Source organism: Pseudomonas sp. NBRC 111139 (assembly GCF_001753955.1).
Taxonomy (GTDB): Bacteria; Pseudomonadota; Gammaproteobacteria; order Pseudomonadales; family Pseudomonadaceae; genus Aquipseudomonas; species Aquipseudomonas alloputida.
This window is the reverse complement of record NZ_BCBP01000036.1, coordinates 47,347-65,866: the sequence shown is the minus strand read 5'-3', so window position 1 is coordinate 65,866 and position 18,520 is coordinate 47,347. Positions and strand designations below refer to the sequence as shown.

Annotated in this window: 19 protein-coding genes and 1 pseudogene; 5 read left to right on the top strand and 15 right to left on the bottom strand. The window is 61.9% G+C overall.

The annotated features are described in order from the left end of the window. Positions 1 to 29 precede the first annotated feature (29 nt). The 10 genes from BJQ17_RS14775 to BJQ17_RS14730 all read right to left on the bottom strand — a co-directional run bounded on the left by BJQ17_RS14775 (position 30) and on the right by BJQ17_RS14730 (position 11,136). Positions 30 to 233, bottom strand: a complete 204-nt coding sequence (locus tag BJQ17_RS14775; RefSeq protein ID WP_003248864.1) for a formate dehydrogenase subunit delta — start codon at positions 231 to 233, stop codon at positions 30 to 32. Continuing rightward, positions 230 to 3,112 carry a formate dehydrogenase subunit alpha gene (gene fdhF / locus BJQ17_RS14770; protein ID WP_003248862.1) on the bottom strand — a complete coding sequence of 961 codons (2,883 nt, stop codon included), beginning with the start codon at positions 3,110 to 3,112 and terminating at the stop codon, positions 230 to 232. The genes BJQ17_RS14775 and fdhF overlap by 4 nt, the downstream gene beginning before the upstream one ends. Beyond that, positions 3,109 to 4,668, bottom strand: coding sequence for an NADH-quinone oxidoreductase subunit NuoF (locus tag BJQ17_RS14765; RefSeq protein WP_003248861.1), 1,560 nt, complete (start codon positions 4,666 to 4,668; stop codon positions 3,109 to 3,111). The genes fdhF and BJQ17_RS14765 overlap by 4 nt, the downstream gene beginning before the upstream one ends. Further along, complete coding sequence (locus tag BJQ17_RS14760; protein WP_003248859.1) at positions 4,662 to 5,144, bottom strand: formate dehydrogenase subunit gamma; 483 nt, start codon at positions 5,142 to 5,144, stop codon at positions 4,662 to 4,664. The genes BJQ17_RS14765 and BJQ17_RS14760 overlap by 7 nt, the downstream gene beginning before the upstream one ends. 401 nt (positions 5,145 to 5,545) lie before the next feature. After that, a complete protein-coding gene (locus BJQ17_RS14755; RefSeq protein WP_003248857.1) occupies positions 5,546 to 6,061 on the bottom strand; it encodes a ProQ/FinO family protein in 516 nt (171 codons plus the stop codon). 122 nt (positions 6,062 to 6,183) lie between these two features. Beyond that, positions 6,184 to 6,738, bottom strand: a complete 555-nt coding sequence (locus BJQ17_RS14750) for a helix-turn-helix domain-containing protein (RefSeq protein ID WP_003248854.1) — start codon at positions 6,736 to 6,738, stop codon at positions 6,184 to 6,186. A gap of 183 nt (positions 6,739 to 6,921) precedes the next feature. Further along, a complete protein-coding gene (locus tag BJQ17_RS14745) occupies positions 6,922 to 8,280 on the bottom strand; it encodes an aspartate aminotransferase family protein (RefSeq protein WP_003248853.1) in 1,359 nt (452 codons plus the stop codon). Positions 8,281 to 8,349: 69 nt separating this feature from the next. Then, the gene (locus tag BJQ17_RS14740; protein WP_012053133.1) at positions 8,350 to 9,123 is read right to left on the bottom strand and encodes a gamma-glutamyl-gamma-aminobutyrate hydrolase family protein; all 774 of its coding nucleotides are present in this window, start codon (positions 9,121 to 9,123) and stop codon (positions 8,350 to 8,352) included. 84 nt (positions 9,124 to 9,207) lie between these two features. Then, complete coding sequence (locus BJQ17_RS14735; RefSeq protein WP_003248849.1) at positions 9,208 to 10,554, bottom strand: glutamine synthetase family protein; 1,347 nt, start codon at positions 10,552 to 10,554, stop codon at positions 9,208 to 9,210. A gap of 27 nt (positions 10,555 to 10,581) precedes the next feature. Continuing rightward, complete coding sequence (locus BJQ17_RS14730) at positions 10,582 to 11,136, bottom strand: helix-turn-helix domain-containing protein (protein ID WP_003248847.1); 555 nt, start codon at positions 11,134 to 11,136, stop codon at positions 10,582 to 10,584. Between the two features lie 213 nt (positions 11,137 to 11,349). On the opposite strand from BJQ17_RS14730, the gene BJQ17_RS14725 reads away from it, so the two are divergent. The 4 genes from BJQ17_RS14725 (at position 11,350) to BJQ17_RS14715 (ending at position 14,486) form a co-directional block, all read left to right on the top strand. Beyond that, on the top strand, positions 11,350 to 12,243 hold the full coding sequence (locus tag BJQ17_RS14725) for a LysR substrate-binding domain-containing protein (RefSeq protein ID WP_070096267.1): 894 nt from the start codon (positions 11,350 to 11,352) through the stop codon (positions 12,241 to 12,243). 99 nt (positions 12,244 to 12,342) lie between these two features. Next, on the top strand, positions 12,343 to 13,047 hold the full coding sequence (locus tag BJQ17_RS14720; RefSeq protein WP_014859677.1) for an SDR family oxidoreductase: 705 nt from the start codon (positions 12,343 to 12,345) through the stop codon (positions 13,045 to 13,047). A gap of 81 nt (positions 13,048 to 13,128) precedes the next feature. Next, positions 13,129 to 13,518 carry a GFA family protein gene (locus BJQ17_RS30075; protein WP_083285062.1) on the top strand — a complete coding sequence of 130 codons (390 nt, stop codon included), beginning with the start codon at positions 13,129 to 13,131 and terminating at the stop codon, positions 13,516 to 13,518. Between the two features lie 128 nt (positions 13,519 to 13,646). Next, entirely contained in the window at positions 13,647 to 14,486 is an 840-nt protein-coding gene (locus BJQ17_RS14715) for a GyrI-like domain-containing protein (protein ID WP_012053137.1), read from the top strand. Between the two features lie 71 nt (positions 14,487 to 14,557). On the opposite strand, the gene BJQ17_RS14710 is transcribed toward BJQ17_RS14715, so the two are convergent. The 4 genes and pseudogenes from BJQ17_RS14710 to BJQ17_RS31110 form a co-directional block, all read right to left on the bottom strand. Then, positions 14,558 to 15,532 carry a DMT family transporter gene (locus BJQ17_RS14710; protein ID WP_070096253.1) on the bottom strand — a complete coding sequence of 325 codons (975 nt, stop codon included), beginning with the start codon at positions 15,530 to 15,532 and terminating at the stop codon, positions 14,558 to 14,560. After that, on the bottom strand, positions 15,529 to 16,092 hold the full coding sequence (locus BJQ17_RS14705; protein WP_003248835.1) for a TetR/AcrR family transcriptional regulator: 564 nt from the start codon (positions 16,090 to 16,092) through the stop codon (positions 15,529 to 15,531). Before BJQ17_RS14705 ends, BJQ17_RS14710 begins: the two co-directional genes overlap by 4 nt. A 438-nt stretch (positions 16,093 to 16,530) precedes the next feature. Continuing rightward, positions 16,531 to 16,977, bottom strand: a complete 447-nt coding sequence (locus tag BJQ17_RS31115; RefSeq protein ID WP_139139784.1) for a hypothetical protein — start codon at positions 16,975 to 16,977, stop codon at positions 16,531 to 16,533. Positions 16,978 to 17,162: 185 nt separating this feature from the next. Then, positions 17,163 to 17,279, bottom strand: a pseudogene (locus BJQ17_RS31110) (IS5/IS1182 family transposase); the annotation flags it as partial. 174 nt (positions 17,280 to 17,453) lie between these two features. Here BJQ17_RS31110 and BJQ17_RS14700 point away from each other — a divergent pair. Beyond that, positions 17,454 to 18,071, top strand: a complete 618-nt coding sequence (locus BJQ17_RS14700; protein ID WP_083285061.1) for a LysE family translocator — start codon at positions 17,454 to 17,456, stop codon at positions 18,069 to 18,071. 45 nt (positions 18,072 to 18,116) lie between these two features. On the opposite strand, the gene BJQ17_RS14695 is transcribed toward BJQ17_RS14700, so the two are convergent. Continuing rightward, positions 18,117 to 18,425: a chorismate mutase gene (locus BJQ17_RS14695; RefSeq protein ID WP_047604592.1), complete on the bottom strand. Its 309-nt coding sequence runs from the start codon at positions 18,423 to 18,425 to the stop codon at positions 18,117 to 18,119. Positions 18,426 to 18,520 lie beyond the last annotated feature (95 nt).

Sequence of the window (18,520 nt, the reverse complement as noted above, 5' to 3'; positions counted from 1 at the left end):
GCCCCAAGGTTCCGTTGCCGCCCGGGAATCTAGACCAACGCCTCCCGCACCTTCGGGTCAAGCCCTTCCCCCGCGTGGGCCTCGCTCCACTCCGCCAATTGCCGGAGCATCGCCGGCGTCCAGAAGCTCTTCAGATGCTGCCGCACCCCTTGCACCGCCAGCGCCCGGTCTGGCTCGCTGTCGAAGTAATGGGCAATCTGGTTGGCCATCTTGACCAGGTTTTCACTGCTCATCGGCGAACCTCGGCTTTCTCCGCAGCACGGCGCTCTTTCAGCAGCCGCTGCTGTTCATCACTGAAGTCCTGATAGCGCTTCTGCCATTGCGATGGCTGGAACACTTTCACCACCTCCACTGCCGTCACCTTGTACTCGGGGCAGTTGGTGGCCCAGTCGGAGTTGTCGGTGGTGATCACGTTGGCACCCGACTCCGGGAAGTGGAAGGTGGTGTACACCACGCCCGGCGCCACACGCGCACTGACCTTGGCACGCAGCACAGTCTGCCCGGCGCGGCTGCCGATGCCGACCCAGTCACCGTCGTGGATGCCACGGCTTTCCGCGTCGGTCGGGTGGATCTCCAGGCGGTCGGCATCATGCCAGGCAACGTTGGCAGTGCGCCGGGTCTGGGCGCCGACGTTGTACTGGCTGAGGATACGACCGGTAGTCAGCAGCAACGGGTAGCGGTTGTTGACCTTTTCGTCGGTGGGCACGTAGCCGGTGAGCATGAAGCGGCCCTTGCCACGCACGAACTGGTCGATGTGCATGGTCGGCGTGCCGTCTGGCGCAGCGTCGTTGCACGGCCACTGCAGGCTGCCATGGCGGTCGATTTCCGCGTAGCTGACACGACGGAAGGTCGGCGTCAGGCGGGCGATCTCGTCCATGATCTCGGACGGGTGGCGGTAGTTCATCGGGTAGCCCAGAGCGTTGGCCAGGGCCACGGTAGCTTCCCAGTCGGCCTTGCCGGCCAGCGGCTCCATGACCTTGCGCACCCGCGAAATACGCCGCTCGGCGTTGGTGAAGGTGCCGTCCTTTTCCAGGAACGAACTGCCCGGCAGGAACACATGGGCGAACTTGGCAGTTTCGTTGAGGAAAATGTCCTGCACCACCACGCACTCCATGGCGAGCAAGGCCGCCGTGACGTGCTGGGTGTTGGGGTCGCTCTGGGCGATGTCCTCACCCTGGCAGTACAGCGCCTTGAAGCTGCCATCCAGCGCCGCCTCGAACATGTTGGGAATGCGCAGACCCGGGTCGGGCTGCAAGGTCACGCCCCAGGCCCGTTCGAACTCGGCGCGCACGCCCTCGTTGGAGACATGCCGGTAGCCGGGCAGCTCGTGGGGGAACGAGCCCATGTCGCACGAGCCCTGCACGTTGTTCTGCCCGCGCAGCGGGTTCACCCCTACCCCTTCACGGCCGATGTTGCCAGTGGCCATGGCCAGGTTGGCAATGCCCATCACTGCGGTGCTGCCTTGGCTGTGCTCGGTCACACCCAGGCCGTAGTAGATGGCCGCGTTGCCGCCGGTGGCATACAGCCGGGCCGCAGCGCGGATCTGCTCAGGTGGCACGCCACAAACCGGGCCGAGCACCTCGGGAGCGTTGTCTGGCAGGCTGACGAAGTCGCGCCAACGGGCAAAGTCTTCGGTTTCGCAGCGGGCATCGATGAAGCGCTGGGCCAGCAGGCCCTCGGTGACGATCACGTGGGCCAGGGCGTTGAGCATGGCCACGTTGGTGCCCGGGCGCAGTTGCAGGTGCAGGTCGGCGCGGGCGTGCGGCGAGTCGACCAGGTCGATGCGCCGTGGGTCGATCACGATCAGCCGCGCCCCCTGGCGCAGGCGGCGCTTGAGCTGCGAGCCGAACACCGGGTGCGCATCGGTAGGGTTGGCACCAATCACCAGCACAACGTCGGCCTGCATCACCGAGTCGAAGCTTTGCGTGCCGGCCGACTCACCCAGGGTCTGCTTCAGGCCATAACCGGTGGGCGAATGGCACACCCGTGCGCAGGTGTCGACGTTGTTGTTACCAAACGCCGTGCGCACCAGTTTTTGCACCAGGTAGGCTTCTTCGTTGGTACAACGGCTGGAGGTGATGCCGCCGATGGAGTCGCGCCCGTACTTGAGCTGGATGCGGCGGAACTCGCTGGCGGCATAGGTCACGGCCTCGTCCCAGCTGACTTCCTGCCACGGGTCTTCCAGGCGCTTGCGGATCATCGGTTTGGTGATGCGGTCCGGGTGGGTGGCGTAGCCCCAGGCAAAGCGGCCCTTGACGCAGGCGTGGCCGTGGTTGGCGCCACCGTTCTTGTCCGGGACCATGCGCACCAGTTGGTCACCCTTGATTTCGGCGCGGAACGAGCAGCCAACACCGCAGTAGGCGCAGGTGGTAATGACCGAACGCTCAGGCTGGCCAAGCTGCACCAGGCTCTTTTCCGTCAGGGTCGCGGTCGGGCAGGCCTGCACGCAGGCGCCGCACGACACGCATTCGGAAGCCAGGAAGTTTTCGCCCCCCGCGGCCGCCACCCGCGATTCGAAACCGCGCCCGGTAATGGTCAGGGCGAACGTACCCTGGATGTCCTCGCAGGCGCGCACACAGCGGCTGCAGACGATGCACTTGCTCGGCTCGTAGTCGAAATACGGGTTGGAAACGTCTTTTTTCTCGTCCAGGTGGTTGGCGCCGTCATAGCCGTAGCGCACCTCACGCAGGCCCACCTGGCCGGCCACGGTCTGCAGCTCGCAGTTGCCGTTGGCCGAACAGGTCAGGCAGTCCAGGGGGTGGTCGGAAATGTACAGCTCCATGACGTTGCGACGCAGGCCGGCCAGGCGCGGGGTTTCGGTGCGCACCACCATGCCTTCACTGACTGGCGTGGTGCAGGATGCCGGGTAGCCGCGCATGCCTTCGATTTCCACCATGCACATGCGGCAGGAGCCGAAGGCTTCGAGGCTGTCGGTGGCGCACAGTTTGGGGATGCTGGTGCCCAGCATGGCGGCGGCGCGCATGACCGAGGTGCCAGCAGGCACGCTGATGGCGCGGCCATCGATGCTCAGGCTGACCTGCACGTCGCTTTCGCGGGCCGGGGTGCCGAGGTCGCTGCTTTTATCACAAGCGGGGTCGAAGAAATTGATCACTGTGCGGCCTCCGTGGTGGTCAGCCCAAAATCGGCGGGGAAGTACTTGAGCGCGCTGGCCACCGGATAGGCAGTCATACCGCCCATGGCGCACAACGAACCGTACTGCAGGGTGTCGCACAGGTCGCGCAGCAACAGCGCCTGGTCATGGCGCTCGGTGATGTCGCTGCTGGCGATCAACCGGTCGACCACTTCCATGCCCCGGGTGGAGCCGATGCGGCACGGGGTGCACTTGCCGCAGGACTCCTCGGCACAGAACTGCAGGGCGAAACGCGCCATGCTGGCCATGTTCAACGTATCGTCGGCCACCACCACACCGCCGTGGCCGAGCATCGCGCCCACAGCAGCAAACGCTTCATAGTCCAGTGGGGTGTCGAAATGGCTGGGGGGTACCCAGGCACCAAGCGGGCCACCGACCTGCGCGGCCTTCAGCGGCCGGCCACTGGCCGTGCCACCGCCATAGCCTTCCACCAGCTCGCGCAGGGTCAGGCCGAACGCGCGCTCGACCAGGCCACCCTGGCGAATGTTGCCGGCCAGCTGGAACGGCATGGTGCCCAGCGAGCGGCCCATGCCGAAATCGCGATAGAACGCTGCCCCCTTGGCCAGAATGATGGGCACCGAAGCCAGCGTAAGCACGTTGTGCACCAACGTCGGCAGGCCGAACAGCCCTTGGAGTGCGGGCAGCGGTGGCTTGGCGCGGACAATGCCACGCTTGCCTTCGATGGATTCGAGCAGCGCGGTTTCTTCGCCGCAAATATAGGCGCCGGCGCCCACCCGCACTTCCAGGTCGAACGCCTGGCCGCTGCCGGCTACGTCAGCACCCAGGTAGCCAGCGTCACGCGCGATGGCGAAGGCCTGGTCAAGTACCCGGATGGCGTCGGGGTACTCCGAGCGCACATAGACGTAGCCCTTGTCGGCCCCCACGGCAAGGCCGGCAATGATCATGCCCTCGATCAGCAGGAAGGGGTCGCCCTCCATCAGCATGCGATCAGCGAACGTGCCCGAGTCACCCTCGTCGGCGTTGCACACCACGTACTTCTGCCCGGCGCCAGCGTCACGCACGGTGCGCCACTTGATGCCGGCCGGGAACGCCGCACCACCACGGCCACGCAGGCCGGAGTCGAGTACTGCGGCAACCACTTCGGCACCGTCCAGCGCCACGGCGGCCTCAAGGCCTGCGAAACCGCCATGGGCACGATAGTCGTCCAGTGACAATGGGCGGGTGATGCCCGCGCGTGCGAACAGCAAGCGTTGCTGGGTCTTGAGATAGGGTATTTCTTCGACCGGCCCCAGTGCCAGCGAGTGGCCACCGGGTTCGCCCGCCAAGGCATCAAGCAGTGACGGCACATCGTGTGGCGTAATCGGGCCGAAACCCAGGCGCCCTTGCGCACTGTCGCACTCGATCAGCGGCTCCAGCCAGTAAAGCCCGCGCGAGCTGGTGCGCTGGATGTCCAGTGGCAACTGGCGGCGCTCGGCCTCATGCAGCAGGGCATCGGCAACCTGATCGGCACCCACGGCACGGGCTACCGAATCACAGGGAATATACAGCTTCAGCATGCTGAGTCCTCCCGGCAACCGTTAACCAAGTCTCGCAGGCGCTCAGGGGTGAGGCGCGCGTGCACCTGGCCGTCCAGCTCCAACGCTGGCGAGCAGGCACAGGCACCCAGGCAATAAACAGGGCGCAGGCTGATGGCGCCGTCGGCGCTGGTGCCGTGGTCGTCCAGTGCCAACTGTTCACGCAATTGCGCGGCCAGGGCTTCGGCGCCACGGCTCTGGCACGACTCGGCACGGCACAGGCGCAGGGTGTGGCGAGCGGGCGGCGCGGTGCGGAAGTCGTGATAAAAACTGATAACCCCACGCACTTCAGCCAGGCTGAGGTTGAGGGCATGGGCGATCTCGGGAACAGAAGCGTCGGGGATGTAACCCAGCTCGTGCTGGACGGCATGCAGGATCGGCAACAGGGCACCGGGGGTGTCCTTGTCGCGGGCCAGAATGCGCTGGATTACAGGCAGGTGGAGCAATTCATCAGGCATACAGCGGACCTCGGCATCACGGACCCTGCCTGTTTTTTTTAAGGGGCAGGTTTCCGGCGTGTTCTGCTGCGGCGCACCGCCCACGTCACAGTTGCGTGGTACTGGCGGCCTCCTCGCCCACGGCCGCACGTCTGCGCGCACTGACCCTTGGGCATCCTGCTAGCATGGCACTTGTAGCGCCGAGGGGTTGCATGCGAGCGACCAGGCGCATTCTGAAACCGACGAACGTGGTTACGCCCCGGCATCATCTGCCACGGCTTGCCGATCAGGTGGGTCTTGAAACCATCGTTGCATGCACCAGGCCCTCGAAACCGAACCTGGTCCATTGCCGGGCCTGCCAGACGGCAGCCCCGGCAATGGGCTGCCATCCAGCATGGCGACGGGGCAGAACGCGACTGAGTTCAGTCGGTAGACTGCACCGTTGCGGTGTCGGCGGCGGGGGCTGGAGCCTGGGCCTGGGCCTTTGACTTCGCTCGATTGCGTCGATCCTGGCTGCGTTGCCGCGCAGCCTGCTGCTTGGCATGCAGCGCCTGAGCGGCGGTCACAGTACCCGCGGCCTGACCGTTCAAGTCAAGGCGCGGAGCATTCTCCACCATGCTCGCCCAGTATCGAGCGCCCCGGCACCACGTGGAAATGCCCAGCTTGAGCTGTTCACGGGTTAACCCAAGCAGCTCCAGGTGTTGCTCGGCATCCTTGAAAATGCCCTCCTTGAGCGGCACCTTGGGGGCCGGGTTGACCGGGAAAGCCAAGGGAAAATGCTTCTGCAGTGGCCAGATCGCTGCCACCGCCGGGTCCATCTCACGCGGCTTCGCCTGCGGGGGCGACTTGCGCTTGGGCGGTTTCGCGCTCTCGGCCTTTACCTGCCCTTTTTCCGCCCGCAGGCGGTCTCGTAGCTCAGCTAGTTGTTCAAAACCCATTGTTCATTCACTGCTTCGAAGTTGATTGCGTGGTGCAAGGATACCCCATGCAGCCAGCACATTGCTTGCAGGCCAACTTTCCCGGCCAGCCCAGGCACAAGCGCATGCCTGTGCGACGGCCCTCAGCTGAACACCCAAAGCACGCGTGTGGGCTTGTCGGTCAGGTTGGCATACCGAAAACGGGCGTGGGGTTGCAACTGAAAACTGTCATTGGCGTACAGCGTGACCGGGTCAGCATCGCCCAACCATACGGTCAGTTCGCCTTCGAGCACGAAGCAGCCCTGCTCCGAGCTGTCGTCAAGGTACTCCTCGCCACTGCTGGCCCCCGGCTGCAAGTGGCTATCGAGCATGGAAAACGCGCCCGTTATGGAGGGCGATGCCAGCACGTCGGTGATGCCACCTGCCAGGTGCAGCGTGCGACGCTCGTGCGGGCGGGTGACCCAGTCGAGCTCACGGGGTTTGTCCAGCTTGTAGAAGTAGGCTGTGGATACACCGAGCTCTTCGCTGATGGCTGTGAGATCGGCCACAGTCGGGCGTGACACGCCGCGTTCGACCTGGGACAGAAAGCCCACCGAACGGCCGATGCGCTGTGCCAGCTCGCCCAGTGTCAGGCCCTTGAACTTGCGCAGGTCGCGAATCAGTACTGCCAGGCCTTCGATTTCTTCGTGCACTTTCATGGTTGAATCGCGACTTTCAGACGGGAAATGGATGCCCAGAAAAGTACAGGATTCATTTCACAAAGCAAAATGCTTTGCGGAAGGTGCCTGACGTGAAATGTACGATTGCGGCACCGATCGAGCACCGCGCAGGCGGCGCTCGATCTCACAGGTGCTGAGAACAGCTAACCAGGCCCTCCGTCCTTACCGAACAGCCTCATAGGTCAGGTCCAGGCACTTGCGGGCTTTCTCCACCAGTTCGTCGATCTCTTCGATACTGATCACCAGCGGTGGGGCGATGATCATGGTGTCGCCTACAGCGCGCATGATCAGGCCGTTGTCGAAGCAGTGCTGGCGACAGATCATGCCGACACCTTTGCCTTCATAACGGGCCCGGGTGGCCTTGTCTTTCACCAACTCGATCGCACCGAGCATGCCCAGGCCGCGCACTTCGCCTACCAGCGGGTGGTCGGCCAGTTCGCGCAGGCGTTGTTGCAGATAAGGCGCGGTTTTATCGTGCACCTGCTGGATGATCTGCTCGTCACGCAGGATCCGCAGGTTCTCCAGGCCCACCGCTGCCGCCACAGGGTGGCCGGAATAGGTGAAGCCGTGGTTGAAGTCGCCGCCTTCGCTGATGACCTTGGCCACCTCGTCACGCACAATCACCCCGCCCATGGGGATGTAACCGGAGGTCAGGCCCTTGGCGATGGTCATCAGGTCAGGCTTGAGGTCGTAATAATCGGTGCCGAACCACTCACCGGTACGGCCGAACCCGCAGATCACTTCGTCGGCGACGAAGAGGATGTCGTACCTGGCCAGGATTTCCTTGATCTTCGGCCAATAGGTCTGCGGCGGAATGATCACGCCACCGGCGCCCTGGATCGGCTCGGCGATGAAGGCGGCGACGTTGTCCACGCCAACTTCGAGGATCTTCTTCTCCAGTTGCTCGGCCGCCCACACACCGAAGTCGGCCTCGGTCATGTCGCCGCCTTCGCCAAACCAGTACGGCTGCGGGATGTGCACGACATCCGGGATCACCCCGCCCTGCTGGTGCATGCCACTCATGCCGCCCAAGGCGGCGCCCGCCACGGTAGAGCCGTGGTAGCCGTTGATGCGGCCAATGATGACCTTCTTGTTCTTCTGGCCCTTCAGAGCCCAGTAATGGCGGACCATGCGCAGCACGGTGTCGTTGCCTTCGGAGCCGGAACCGGTGAAGAACACGTGGTTCATGCCTTGCGGGGCCACCTCGGCGATCGCCTTGGCCAGCTCCAGCGCGGGCGGGTGCGCGGTCTGGAAGAACAGGTTGTAGTAAGGCAACTGCTTCATCTGCTGGCTGGCGACATCGGCCAGCTCATCGCGACCATAGCCGACCGCCACGCACCACAGGCCGGCCATGCCATCGAGAATCTTGTTGCCCTCGCTGTCCCACAGGTACACGCCCTTGGCCGAGGTGATGATGCGCGGGCCTTTCTCGGCCAGTTGCCTGACATCGCTGAACGGGGCCAGGTGATGGTCGCGGCTCATGGTTTGCCAGGCAAGGGTCTGCGAATTCTGTTCACTCATTGACTTCACTCCATCAAGTTGCGCAGCCGCGCTGCGAGGGTATTTTTTACAGGTGGGAAAGGCCGCTGCTCAGGCAGACAGCAACAGCCTCTGGCGCAGTACCGAGCGGTGCCGGCAGGCCTTGCCAAAGGACTGGAAGATGGCCAGGTAATGGGGGTTATCCATGACCTGGAACTCGGGGTGCCATTGCACACCCAGGGCAAAACCCTTGCTGTTCTCGACCGAAATCGCTTCCACCAGGCCATCGGGCGCCAGCGCTTCCACCCTCAGCCCGGGGGCCAGTACGTCGATGCCTTGGCCGTGGATGGAATTGACGTCGAATATTGCCGGCAAGCCCATACGGTCGAGCATGCCGCCAGGCTCTACATGCAGGGTGTGGCGCGGCCCATATTGCTTGTCGAGGGGCTCATCCTTGCCTTCGCGGTGGTCCATGAACATGCCGGTCTCGTGGACCTTCTGGTGCAGGGTGCCACCCAGCGCCACGTTCATTTCCTGGAAGCCACGGCAAATGCCGAGTACCGGTACACCGGCGGCGATGGCGGCGCGCATCAGCGGCAACGTGGTGGCATCGCGCAGAGGGTCGTGATGGGTGCCCGCAGCACTGGCCGGGCCGTTGTAGTGGTACGGCTCGATGTTGGACGGCGAACCGGTGAAGATCAGCCCATCCACCACGTCAAGAATATCGGCGCTGTCCATCAACTCACCGAGGCTGGGAATGACGATGGGCAGCCCACACGCCGCCTTGGCTGCCGCGCGCGCGTACTTCTCGCTGATGGTCTGGGTTGCATGCAGCTCAATCATGCTGGTGCATGCGGTAATGCCGATCACGGGCACACGTGGCATATCTTCCTCCGGCAAATCCATATTGCGCGTTGTATTGAAACGGTAGAAAGGGAGGGTGCAGCGTCGCTGTTCCAACCTCGGCACCTACAGGAACCAGCGGTATTCGCGGGCATCGATGTGGTGCATGAAGTCCAGTTGCTCCTGGTATTTGTTTTCGCAATAGACCATCACGAACTCGCTGCCCAGGCCTTCGTTGACCACCGGGTGGTGACGCATGGCGGCCAAGGCGCTGAGGGCATCCTTGGGGAAGTCGATGCCGCTCTGGCGGTTGTCGTTCAGCGGGGCGATGGGCTCCACGCCGCGATCCAGACCATGCTCCATCCCGGTCAAAATGGCCGCCAGTACCAGATACGGGTTGGCGTCGGCGCCAGCGAGGCGGTGCTCGATGCGCAGGTTGCGCGGGTCGGACTCGGGGATGCGGATGCACGCGTCACGGTCTTCGAAACCCCAGCTGGCCTTGCTCGCCGCGTTGACCATGGCGCCATAACGTCGGTAGGCATTGTGGTTGGGGGCAAAGATCGGCATGCAGTGCGGCAGCAGCTCCAGGCAGCCTGCCACCGCATGGCGCAGCTTGCGCTGTTCACTTCCCGCCAGGATGTTATTGCCGGCGGCGTCGTACAGGCTGACGTGCACATGCATGCCGCTGCCTGGCGCGTCCAGGTAGGGCTTGCTCATGAAGCTGGCACGGTAGCCGTGCTTCATCGCGATACCGCGGGTACTGCGGCAGAACAGTGCCGACCAGTCCGCCGCACTGAGGGCATCGTCGCTGTGCGAGAAGTTGATCTCGAACTGGCCCGGGCCCAGCTCTGCGGTGATGACGTTCGCCGGCACGCCCTGCTCGTTGGCGCCATCGACCATCTCGTGCAGGACCGACGAGAAGCGCGACAACCGCTCGATGTGCATGTTCGGCTGATCGTCTTCATCCTCGGTTGCCGTGTCACGTGGGTACTGTGGCAGGCCGTTATCAAGCTTGCGGTCGAACAGGTAGAACTCCAGTTCGAACGCCACCACCGGGCGGATGCCACGCTTGGCCAGACGCTGAAGCACACGCGCCAGCACTTCACGGGGCTCGAATTCGATCGGCTTTGCGGTGCCGTCGGACGTGATCAGCATCTGGGCGATCACTTCCTTCTCCCAACGCACCGGTTTCAGCGTACCCGGCACCAGGCGCCGGGCGGCATCCGGGTCGCCGTCGGCGAAGCAATAGTCACCAATCGGGTAAAGGCCGCCCTGGGTCCCCAGCAGCACGCAGTTTTGCGGCAGCTTCAGTGGCGCACCGGCTGCGACTTTTTCCAGCATGTCCATGGGGTAGCGCTTGCCGTAGAAGTGCCCGGGGATGTCCAGCGCAATCAGGTCGACATAGCGAATTGCCGGGTGTTCTGCTCGGAACGAGCGCACTTCAGCCAGCAGGTCCGGAAAGATGACACTCATCTTCTTATCCTTGTGAGGTGAACGAATTCAATTGAAGACCCAGAGCACACGGGTGGTTCTGTCCGTCAGGTTGGCGTAACGGAACGGCGCATGGGGTTGCAGCTGGAAGCAGTCGTTGGCTTGCAGGGTCACGGCATCGCCCTGGTCCAGCCACACCGTGAGTTCGCCCTCGAGCACGAAACAGCCCTGCTCGGAACGGTCGCTCAAGTACGCCTCCCCACTGGTGGCGCCCGGCTCGAGAAGGCTGTCGAGCATGGAGAAGGCGCCTGCGATGGTCGGCGAAGCCAGCACGTCGGTGATGCCCGACTCCAGGTACAGCGTACGCCGCTCGTTAGGGCGCGTGACCCAGCCAATGCTGCGGGGCTTGCTCAGGTTGTAGAAGTACGCGGTTGATACGCCGAGCGCTTCGCTGATAGCGGTGAGGTCTGCCACGGTCGGGCGCGAAACGCCGCGTTCGACCTGGGAGAGGAAACCCACCGAGCGGTTGATGCGCTCGGCCAGTTCACCCAAGGTCAGGTTCTTGAATTTGCGCAGGTCGTGAATAAGGATCGCGAGGGCTTCAACCTCTTCGTGTCTCTTCATCGTTTCGGACTGCCGTGAAATTTTTAGACTTATTTTTCATGAAAATTTACATGAAAAATTTCACGCGTCAAGCTGAACAATGAAAATGTGCAGCCGCCAACAGAGGGCTTGCTGCGCAGCGTGGCGGATTGCCTGCGGTGGCGCGGGTTTCTTTACAGGCGCTCGGCGAGTAGCCTCGTGGGTGAATCCTCCAGCCCGACCCTGTCCATCGCCATGCCAAACGGTTTCCCTGATTTGCCCTCACTCAATGCGCTACGTGTGTTCGAAGTGGTTGCCCGCCACCTGAACTTTCGCCTGGCCGCCGACGAGCTGGGGGTGACCCAGGCGGCAGTTGCACAACAGATACGCGGGCTGGAAGCGAGCCTGAACCTTCGTTTGTTCGAGCGCCTGCCCCGGGGCCTGGCACTGACCGATGCGGGGCTGGGCTACAGCGGCAGCATTCGCAACGCCTTGGCGATGATCGATGAGGCAACCCGCCTGCTGCGGCCACAAGCGTCTCATCTGACGGTCAGCGTGACACCGACCTTTGCCTCCAAATGGCTCATTCCCCGGCTGGGCCGCTTTGCGCACAGCCATCCGGACATTGATTTACGTGTACTGGCCACAGATCGGCTGTCCCACTTCAATACCGACGGCGTGGATATCGCAGTCCGCTATGGCAAGCCCGACATCGGCGCGGGTTTGAACAGCGAACTGTTGATGGAACAGCGTATCGTCGCCGTGGCCAGCCCAACGTTGTTCGAAGCCAGCAAAGTCCCCACCAGCTTCGAGCAGCTTCAAGCGTTCACCCTGCTTCACGATGCCCATGATTTCTGGCCTCGGTTCCTTGCACAACTGTTCCCGCAACACGGGCAAGCGACTGCCAAAAACCTGCGGTTCAACCAGACTTCATTGGCCATCGATGCGGCCATCAGTGGTCAGGGTATTGCGTTGGCAAGCCTGGCGTTCGTCAGTGATGACCTCGTCGCGGGCAGGCTGACCCAGGTCTTCGCTCAGCAACTCAGGCTCGATAAGTCGTTCTACCTGGTGTGGCCACGAAAGTTGCAGCAGCCGGAGTCGCTAGGCATTGTCCAGCGCTGGTTCAAGCAACAGGCAGGCAATAGTTAATCTACTGCCTTGGTGAAGTTTAGCTGTCTCCCTCGCGGCCACGAATGCTGCTAATTTTAGTGCACCTAAGCATTCAGCCATTAACGTTCCGGAGGCAGCATGTCAGTAGAAAAAGTTGCGATCATCACAGCAGGTGGCAGTGGTATGGGCGCGGCAGCGGCACGGCGCCTGGCCGCTGACGGGTTCAAGGTCGGCATCCTGTCCTCCTCGGGCAAGGGCGAAGCGCTGGCTGCCGAGCTTGGCGGTGTGGGTATAACAGGTAGCAACCAGTCGGTTGAGGACCTGAAACGCCTGGTCGATGCCGTGGTGGAAAAGTGGGGGCGCATCGACGTGCTGGTCAATAGCGCCGGCCATGGTCCGCGCGCGCCAATCCTGGAAATCAGCGACGAAGACTGGCACAAGGGCATGGACACCTATCTGCTCAATGTCATTCGCCCGACTCGCCTGGTGACGCCCTACATGCAGCGCCAGAAAGGGGGCGTGATCATCAACATTTCCACCGCCTGGGCGTTCGAGCCGAGTGAGCTGTTCCCGACGTCTGCAGTGTTCCGTTCGGGCCTGGCCGCATTCACCAAAATCTTCGCCGACCAATTCGCCGGGGACAACGTGAGGATCAACAACGTCCTCCCCGGCTGGATCGACAGCCTGCCGGCCACCGAACAGCGCCGCGACAGCGTGCCGCTCAAACGCTATGGCACCCGCGAGGAAATCGCCGCCACCATCGCGTTTCTCGCCAGCGAAGGCGCTGCCTACATCACCGGGCAGAACATCAAGGTCGATGGCGGCGTGACACGTAGCGTTTGATTGCCCATTGGCCCGCAGGCCGGTCGACTGATCGGGCCAAGGCGTTTACGCTGGCGCTTTCCCACCAGCACGGAAGCGCCAATGACAGAGGCATACCAAGGAAGCTGCTTGTGTGCAGCAGTCTCTTACCTGCTACTCACCCCTCCCAAGGCAGTGACCCACTGCCATTGCAGCCAGTGCCGCAAAAGTCACGGCGCCGCATTCGCTTCGTACGGCAGCATTCCGCGCAGCAGGCTGCGCATACTGCGCGGCGCTTCCAGCATCAAGGCCTTTTCTTCATCACCGACGGTTACGCGCGAGTTCTGCACGGAGTGCGGCTCGACCTTGTTCTGGTCACGCGCCCAAGGTGAGTTTGCCGACTGGATTTCGATAGCACTGGGAACGCTTGATACACCGTTCCTGCCCAGGAAGCAGAAACATGTTCACGTCGACGCTGCTGCCCCTTGGTACTCACCCTGTAACCCTGACTGATCACCCAGCGCAGGCCCGATAGAGCAATCACGGCTAGGCACCTCGGTGCCTGAACAACGGATGCTAGCGCTTACCGCACCTTCCAGAGATTCCGTTCGTTGACTGACTCACAGCACAACCCTAGCTACATGAAACGGTTCGAAACCGTGCTTGCCTACATCGACAGCCACCTCGAAGGCGATCTGTCGGTGAATGCCTTGAGCCGCATCGCCAACTTCTCGGCATTTCACTTCCATCGGCAGTTCACGGCCTACATGGGCGTTCCGGTTTCACGGTATGTGCAACTGATGAGGCTTCGACGCGCAGCGCATCAACTGGTCGCCTCGCCCGCGACGCCCATACTGGAGGCCGCATTCGGCGCCGGCTTCGAAAGCCCCGAAGCCTTTGCCAGAGCGTTCAAGCGCGCCTTCGGCATGGCGCCGAGCGCTTTCGCCAAGGCGCCGAACTGGCAGGCCTGGAGTGCTGTATTCAATGTTCCTCAGCGATCCAGGAGTATCACCATGCAGATCCGTATCGTGAATTTCGCCGAAACCCGCGTGGCCGCGCTCGAACACCAAGGGCCGCCCGGCCTGGTCAGCGAAAGCGTCGCGCGTTTTCGCCAATGGCGCATGCACAGCGGCCAGTCGCCTGTGGCCAGCAGCCGTACCTTCGGTATCCCCTACGACAACCCCGACACCACCCCGGCCCACGCCTTTCGCTTTGCCGTGTGCGGCGAGATAGACGAGGCAGTGCAGCCCAACGATTTCGGGGTGCATGAACGGGTAATACCGGCGGGGCGCTGTGCCGTGATTCGACATACCGGTTCGCCTGACTACATTGGCGAAACTATCTACCCGCTCTACCGTGACTGGCTGCCATCGAGCAACGAAGAACTGCGTGATCATCCGTTGTTCTTTGATTACCTGAGCGTGTATCCAGAAACGCCACTGGAGCAATGGCAGACAGACATCTACGTGCCGCTGAAATAGGCTGAGCCATGGACAGCGGGCGTAGCCAACTTGGCCAGCCCAGACGCATGGCCGGGCAACCGAGCCGGGGATCAGATACGTACCCTGGATGCCTCGCCATGTGTCTGGAGGCGTGTTTGCTTGCGGTAAAAGGCGTGAATAGCCCACACCACCCCTACGAACAACAAGCCTGTTCCAAGCGCTTCCATAGGAGACGGCCAGCGTTGGTTGATGAGCAGGCCCATCGTAGTTGCATAAATGGATCCGCTGGCGATCAATTGCCCGCTCAGCGCCAGCGGTAGACGCCGCGTTGCGATTGACCATGCCCAGGCACCTGCAAGGGTGGCCCCTAACCCCTGAATCAGCCCACAGACGATCAGCGCCTGAGTACCTGCCAATCCGCTCGGATGGCTAGCGAAATGAGACAGTTTCAAGTACAGCCCAATCGGGATGAACGCCAGCATTTCGACACTGCACATGAAGATCAACATGGCTGACCACAACATGGGAGACATGCTTGGGCGTCGAGCCAAAGCACTTTCATTCAATAGACCAAAACCGGTCCAGAATGCGATTGCCAGCAACGATGCAAGCAGCCCAAGCAGTAACGATGCGGTTGGGAGCACTGCCGCCGCACGGCTAGCATCAAACACGCTCAGATTGACCAGGCTGATGCCCAGACCCGCCACCAGCAGTGGCCCGGCAATGGCGCGCCAGGGCACGCTGGCACTGCGCAGGTTGCCGGCAATCGCGAGCACGATCGGTACTGACCCCATCATCACCGGAGGGATCACCGGCCCGGCTGCCAAGACCGCAGTGGTGATCAGGAAGAAGTAGCCAATGTATCCCAAGAAGCCCAGCAGTGCGGCACAGGCCCAGTCAATCAGTCGCAATTGCCGCACTGCGCTACGGTAAACGAACAGCACCAGCAGGCTACCTAACCCGGCAAAGGCATAGCTCACCACCGCCAGGTCAAAAAGGCTGTAGTCACCGACCAGCCCCGGAAAGATGTAGAGCAGTGACCAGGAAAAGGTGGCGGCAATGGCCGCTAACAAGCCCAGGGTCATACGCCCTGCTCCTGCCTCTGGATCCAGCAATGAGCTATTTGTCGGGCAGTGTCGAATACCCGCATGTCCTGGCCCATCGCGCCGCTGACAAAACTGCCCTCCAGCAAGATAAACAGCCCTTGGGCAACTGCGTCGGGGTCGTTTATACCGGCGCTCATGGCCAAGGCAGCAAGGTTTTCGCGTATCCCTTGCTTATGCCGGCTCACTGCCAAATGCACGGGGTGGCTAAACTGGGGGAATTCAGCCGCACTGTTGACGAACAGGCACCCGCGCTCGCTATCTTTTAAAAGAAAGCGTTCATACAGATCGAAAAAAGCGAGCATGCCACTGACCGGCTCAGGATGCCTGGCCAAGGTGCACGCTACCTCTTCACGCCAGCGTCGGTCACGCTCCTCAAGGCACGCCACTATCAGCGCATCCTTGGAGGGGAAATGGCTGTAGAGCGTCATTTTGGTAACACCCGCCATCGCGGCAATGGCCGTTACCCCCGTCACGTATACACCTTGCAACAGAAACAGCTTCAGCGCGGCATCAATCAAACGCTCACGGGTATTGTCCAATTCAAGGCACTCCGGCAAAGGGACGGAGCTGACTATACTGACCGGTAAGATTCAGGCCGCATCCAGATACGACCTGAAGCATGGCCGCTACGACACAGAGCGCAGCAGCAAAATGCAGGCCTGGCCAATCAGAGACTTGCTACGCCAGCTAAGCGCCCCCTGTACTTGGGATGCGAATCGGGGCTGTGTGGCTGATCGTGCCGTCTACCCGCTTGCGAAACACCGCTTGGCCCAACGTGTCTTGGGCATGCCGGTGGCAACTGTGTTTACCGAGATCGATCCCCACCCGTGCTGACTCGCTCGTGATGATGGCCTCCAAAACAAAACACCCTGCGAAAGCTTAGCCCTCGCAGGGTGTGGGGGTGACCCATTCATTTAGCCCGGCCTACGCTCGGCTTTCGTGCACGCTAAAGCCGGTACGGCATGGATGCGGTCAAATCATCGATCATTTTTTGAAGAAGACCCGACAGCGTTGCTGAGGCCTTTCGAATTATGATCGCCTGGCGTCGTTCGAGAGATGGCCGTGGACTTGGCCAAACCGCGAGTGTCCTTGGAGTGAGCGACACCCGAGGTGGTGGTGCCGTGACCGTTGTCGCTGTTGCGCGAGCTTCCGTAATGATTGCCGCTTACCCCATGATCGCGTGTCGCCTTTCCAGCGTGATCACTTCCAAGGCCCTTCCCGCTTCCACTATGCCCTCCCATGCCACCGCCATGTCCGGCGCCGTTTCCACCGCCATGTCCGCCGCCACCGCCATGACCACCGCCGCCGCCGCCACCGCCACCCTTGGCATAGGCGGAACTGATCGGGGAGATATCGGCGGGCAAGAATGCCGTCATCCCGAGTGCCAATGCACAAGCAAAGACAGCAACCAAAGGTTTTCTCATTTTTGTTCGGCTCCGGAGGCGCGAGTGGGTAGCTAAAGTGCGGATTGGACCTGACACAGACACCAAAGTTCTCGCATTCCGACAGACTGCCAGGGAAACGCCGATCACGTTTTCCCGAGCGCGTAATGAGCAACATCTCGACCGCGCCTGGCCCATTTTTCGGCCGATAGCGCAGCGTTCAACAACTACCGGCGCCCCATCCACAGGTTCGACAGCGCAAACAACGTGGTCCGTTGTGCAGTGTTCTTGACCAAGCCACGAAAGCGAGCCTTCACATAACCGAACTGGCGCTTGAGCGGACGACTGTGTCAGCACAGGTAGTCTGCCCCGTCCTGACGTGTTCGGAGAATCCTCGGCCAACCAAGCAGGGCCGAGCCCGCCAGTGCTAACAGCCCTTGAGGTTCCGCCTTGCTATTGGCGTACCCCACCGTCAGGATGGATGCTTCATCAGGCTTAAGGAGAGAGCCGTGTTTCCCATGAACGTGTGGTTCGCCTATACCGCCGCCTGCGTGCTGCTGGTGCTGGCACCGGGCCCTGACAACGTGTTGGCCATTGGCCGCGGTCTCAGCCAGGGTAAAGTCGCAGCGGCCGTATCCGGCATGGCGTCAGGAGCAGGCATTTTGTTTCACGTTGCAGCCGCTTCGTTAGGCTTGACCCTACTGATGCAAACCTCGGTGCTCGCATTTTGGGTGATCAAGCTCATGGGTGCCGGCTATCTGCTCTGGCTAGGGATCAAGGTGCTGCGCGCTCGTAACCTCATAAGCTTTCAGCCGGCCTCCAGGCAATCGCTGCCCAGCATTTTTCTGACCGGTCTGCTTTCGGCTGCGCTCAACCCCAAGCCCGGTTTGTTCGTGCTGGCGTTCATTCCCCAGTTCGTCGACCCCGCACGCGGGTCGGTCAGCGTGCAGATGTTGGTTTACGGCGTGTGGTTCGCTGCACTCACGGCATTGGGGTTTGCCTTGATGGGTATTTTCGCCACGGGACTGTCTCGCTACCTGTACCGGCGGCCACGGCTGGTGAATGGGCTGAACGTGGGCGCAGGCCTCACCTTCGTTGCCTCTGGCGTCTCGATTGCGACGTTGGGCCAGAGATAGCAAGCAGGAGAAAGCGGCGGGGCTGCGTATGAGCCCCTCGTTTCATCACGATGCTGAAGCCTCATCGGCCAGCTTCGCATGGGTGTTGAGCTCCTCGGCGATGAAGGCCGAAATCATCGCCCGATAGACTTGCTCCACCACCTCAGCTGAGGCACCGGTTTCGTCAGCCATCTCACGAACCTTCTTGATCACTTGCTCGACCCGAGCGGGTGCACGCACATCATCGGTGGTTTTCTTGAAACCCGCTGCTTGCGTCACGAGCCTTCCACGTTTGGCGAGAAGCGAAACGAGGCTGCGGTCGATTTCATCGATCCGTTGACGGACTTCGTCCAGAGAGGTGCAAAGTACATCCATTTGCTTGACTTCCTTTTCATGAGCCTGCGATGGATTGGAGCAGGCTGTCCTGGGTGATCGGGGCGTGCAGTGTAGCTTCTATGTTAGGTTCGCTT

What these genes read in the sequence shown, in the direction of transcription:
- BJQ17_RS14765 (WP_003248861.1), bottom strand. Translation starts at nt 4,668, where the DNA reads ATGCTGAAGCTGTATATTCCCTGTGATTCGGTAGCCCGTGCCGTGGGT.
- BJQ17_RS14775 (WP_003248864.1), bottom strand. Translation starts at nt 233, where the DNA reads ATGAGCAGTGAAAACCTGGTCAAGATGGCCAACCAGATTGCCCATTAC.
- BJQ17_RS30075 (WP_083285062.1), top strand. Translation starts at nt 13,129, where the DNA reads ATGACAGAGGCATACCAAGGAAGCTGCTTGTGTGCAGCAGTCTCTTAC.
- BJQ17_RS14735 (WP_003248849.1), bottom strand. Translation starts at nt 10,554, where the DNA reads ATGAGTGTCATCTTTCCGGACCTGCTGGCTGAAGTGCGCTCGTTCCGA.
- BJQ17_RS14700 (WP_083285061.1), top strand. Translation starts at nt 17,454, where the DNA reads ATGAACGTGTGGTTCGCCTATACCGCCGCCTGCGTGCTGCTGGTGCTG.
- BJQ17_RS14745 (WP_003248853.1), bottom strand. Translation starts at nt 8,280, where the DNA reads ATGAGTGAACAGAATTCGCAGACCCTTGCCTGGCAAACCATGAGCCGC.
- BJQ17_RS14715 (WP_012053137.1), top strand. Translation starts at nt 13,647, where the DNA reads ATGAAACGGTTCGAAACCGTGCTTGCCTACATCGACAGCCACCTCGAA.
- BJQ17_RS14750 (WP_003248854.1), bottom strand. Translation starts at nt 6,738, where the DNA reads ATGAAAGTGCACGAAGAAATCGAAGGCCTGGCAGTACTGATTCGCGAC.
- BJQ17_RS14730 (WP_003248847.1), bottom strand. Translation starts at nt 11,136, where the DNA reads ATGAAGAGACACGAAGAGGTTGAAGCCCTCGCGATCCTTATTCACGAC.
- BJQ17_RS14725 (WP_070096267.1), top strand. Translation starts at nt 11,350, where the DNA reads ATGCCAAACGGTTTCCCTGATTTGCCCTCACTCAATGCGCTACGTGTG.
- BJQ17_RS14755 (WP_003248857.1), bottom strand. Translation starts at nt 6,061, where the DNA reads ATGGGTTTTGAACAACTAGCTGAGCTACGAGACCGCCTGCGGGCGGAA.
- BJQ17_RS31115 (WP_139139784.1), bottom strand. Translation starts at nt 16,977, where the DNA reads ATGAGAAAACCTTTGGTTGCTGTCTTTGCTTGTGCATTGGCACTCGGG.
- BJQ17_RS14710 (WP_070096253.1), bottom strand. Translation starts at nt 15,532, where the DNA reads ATGACCCTGGGCTTGTTAGCGGCCATTGCCGCCACCTTTTCCTGGTCA.
- BJQ17_RS14760 (WP_003248859.1), bottom strand. Translation starts at nt 5,144, where the DNA reads ATGCCTGATGAATTGCTCCACCTGCCTGTAATCCAGCGCATTCTGGCC.
- BJQ17_RS14695 (WP_047604592.1), bottom strand. Translation starts at nt 18,425, where the DNA reads ATGGATGTACTTTGCACCTCTCTGGACGAAGTCCGTCAACGGATCGAT.
- BJQ17_RS14740 (WP_012053133.1), bottom strand. Translation starts at nt 9,123, where the DNA reads ATGCCACGTGTGCCCGTGATCGGCATTACCGCATGCACCAGCATGATT.
- BJQ17_RS14720 (WP_014859677.1), top strand. Translation starts at nt 12,343, where the DNA reads ATGTCAGTAGAAAAAGTTGCGATCATCACAGCAGGTGGCAGTGGTATG.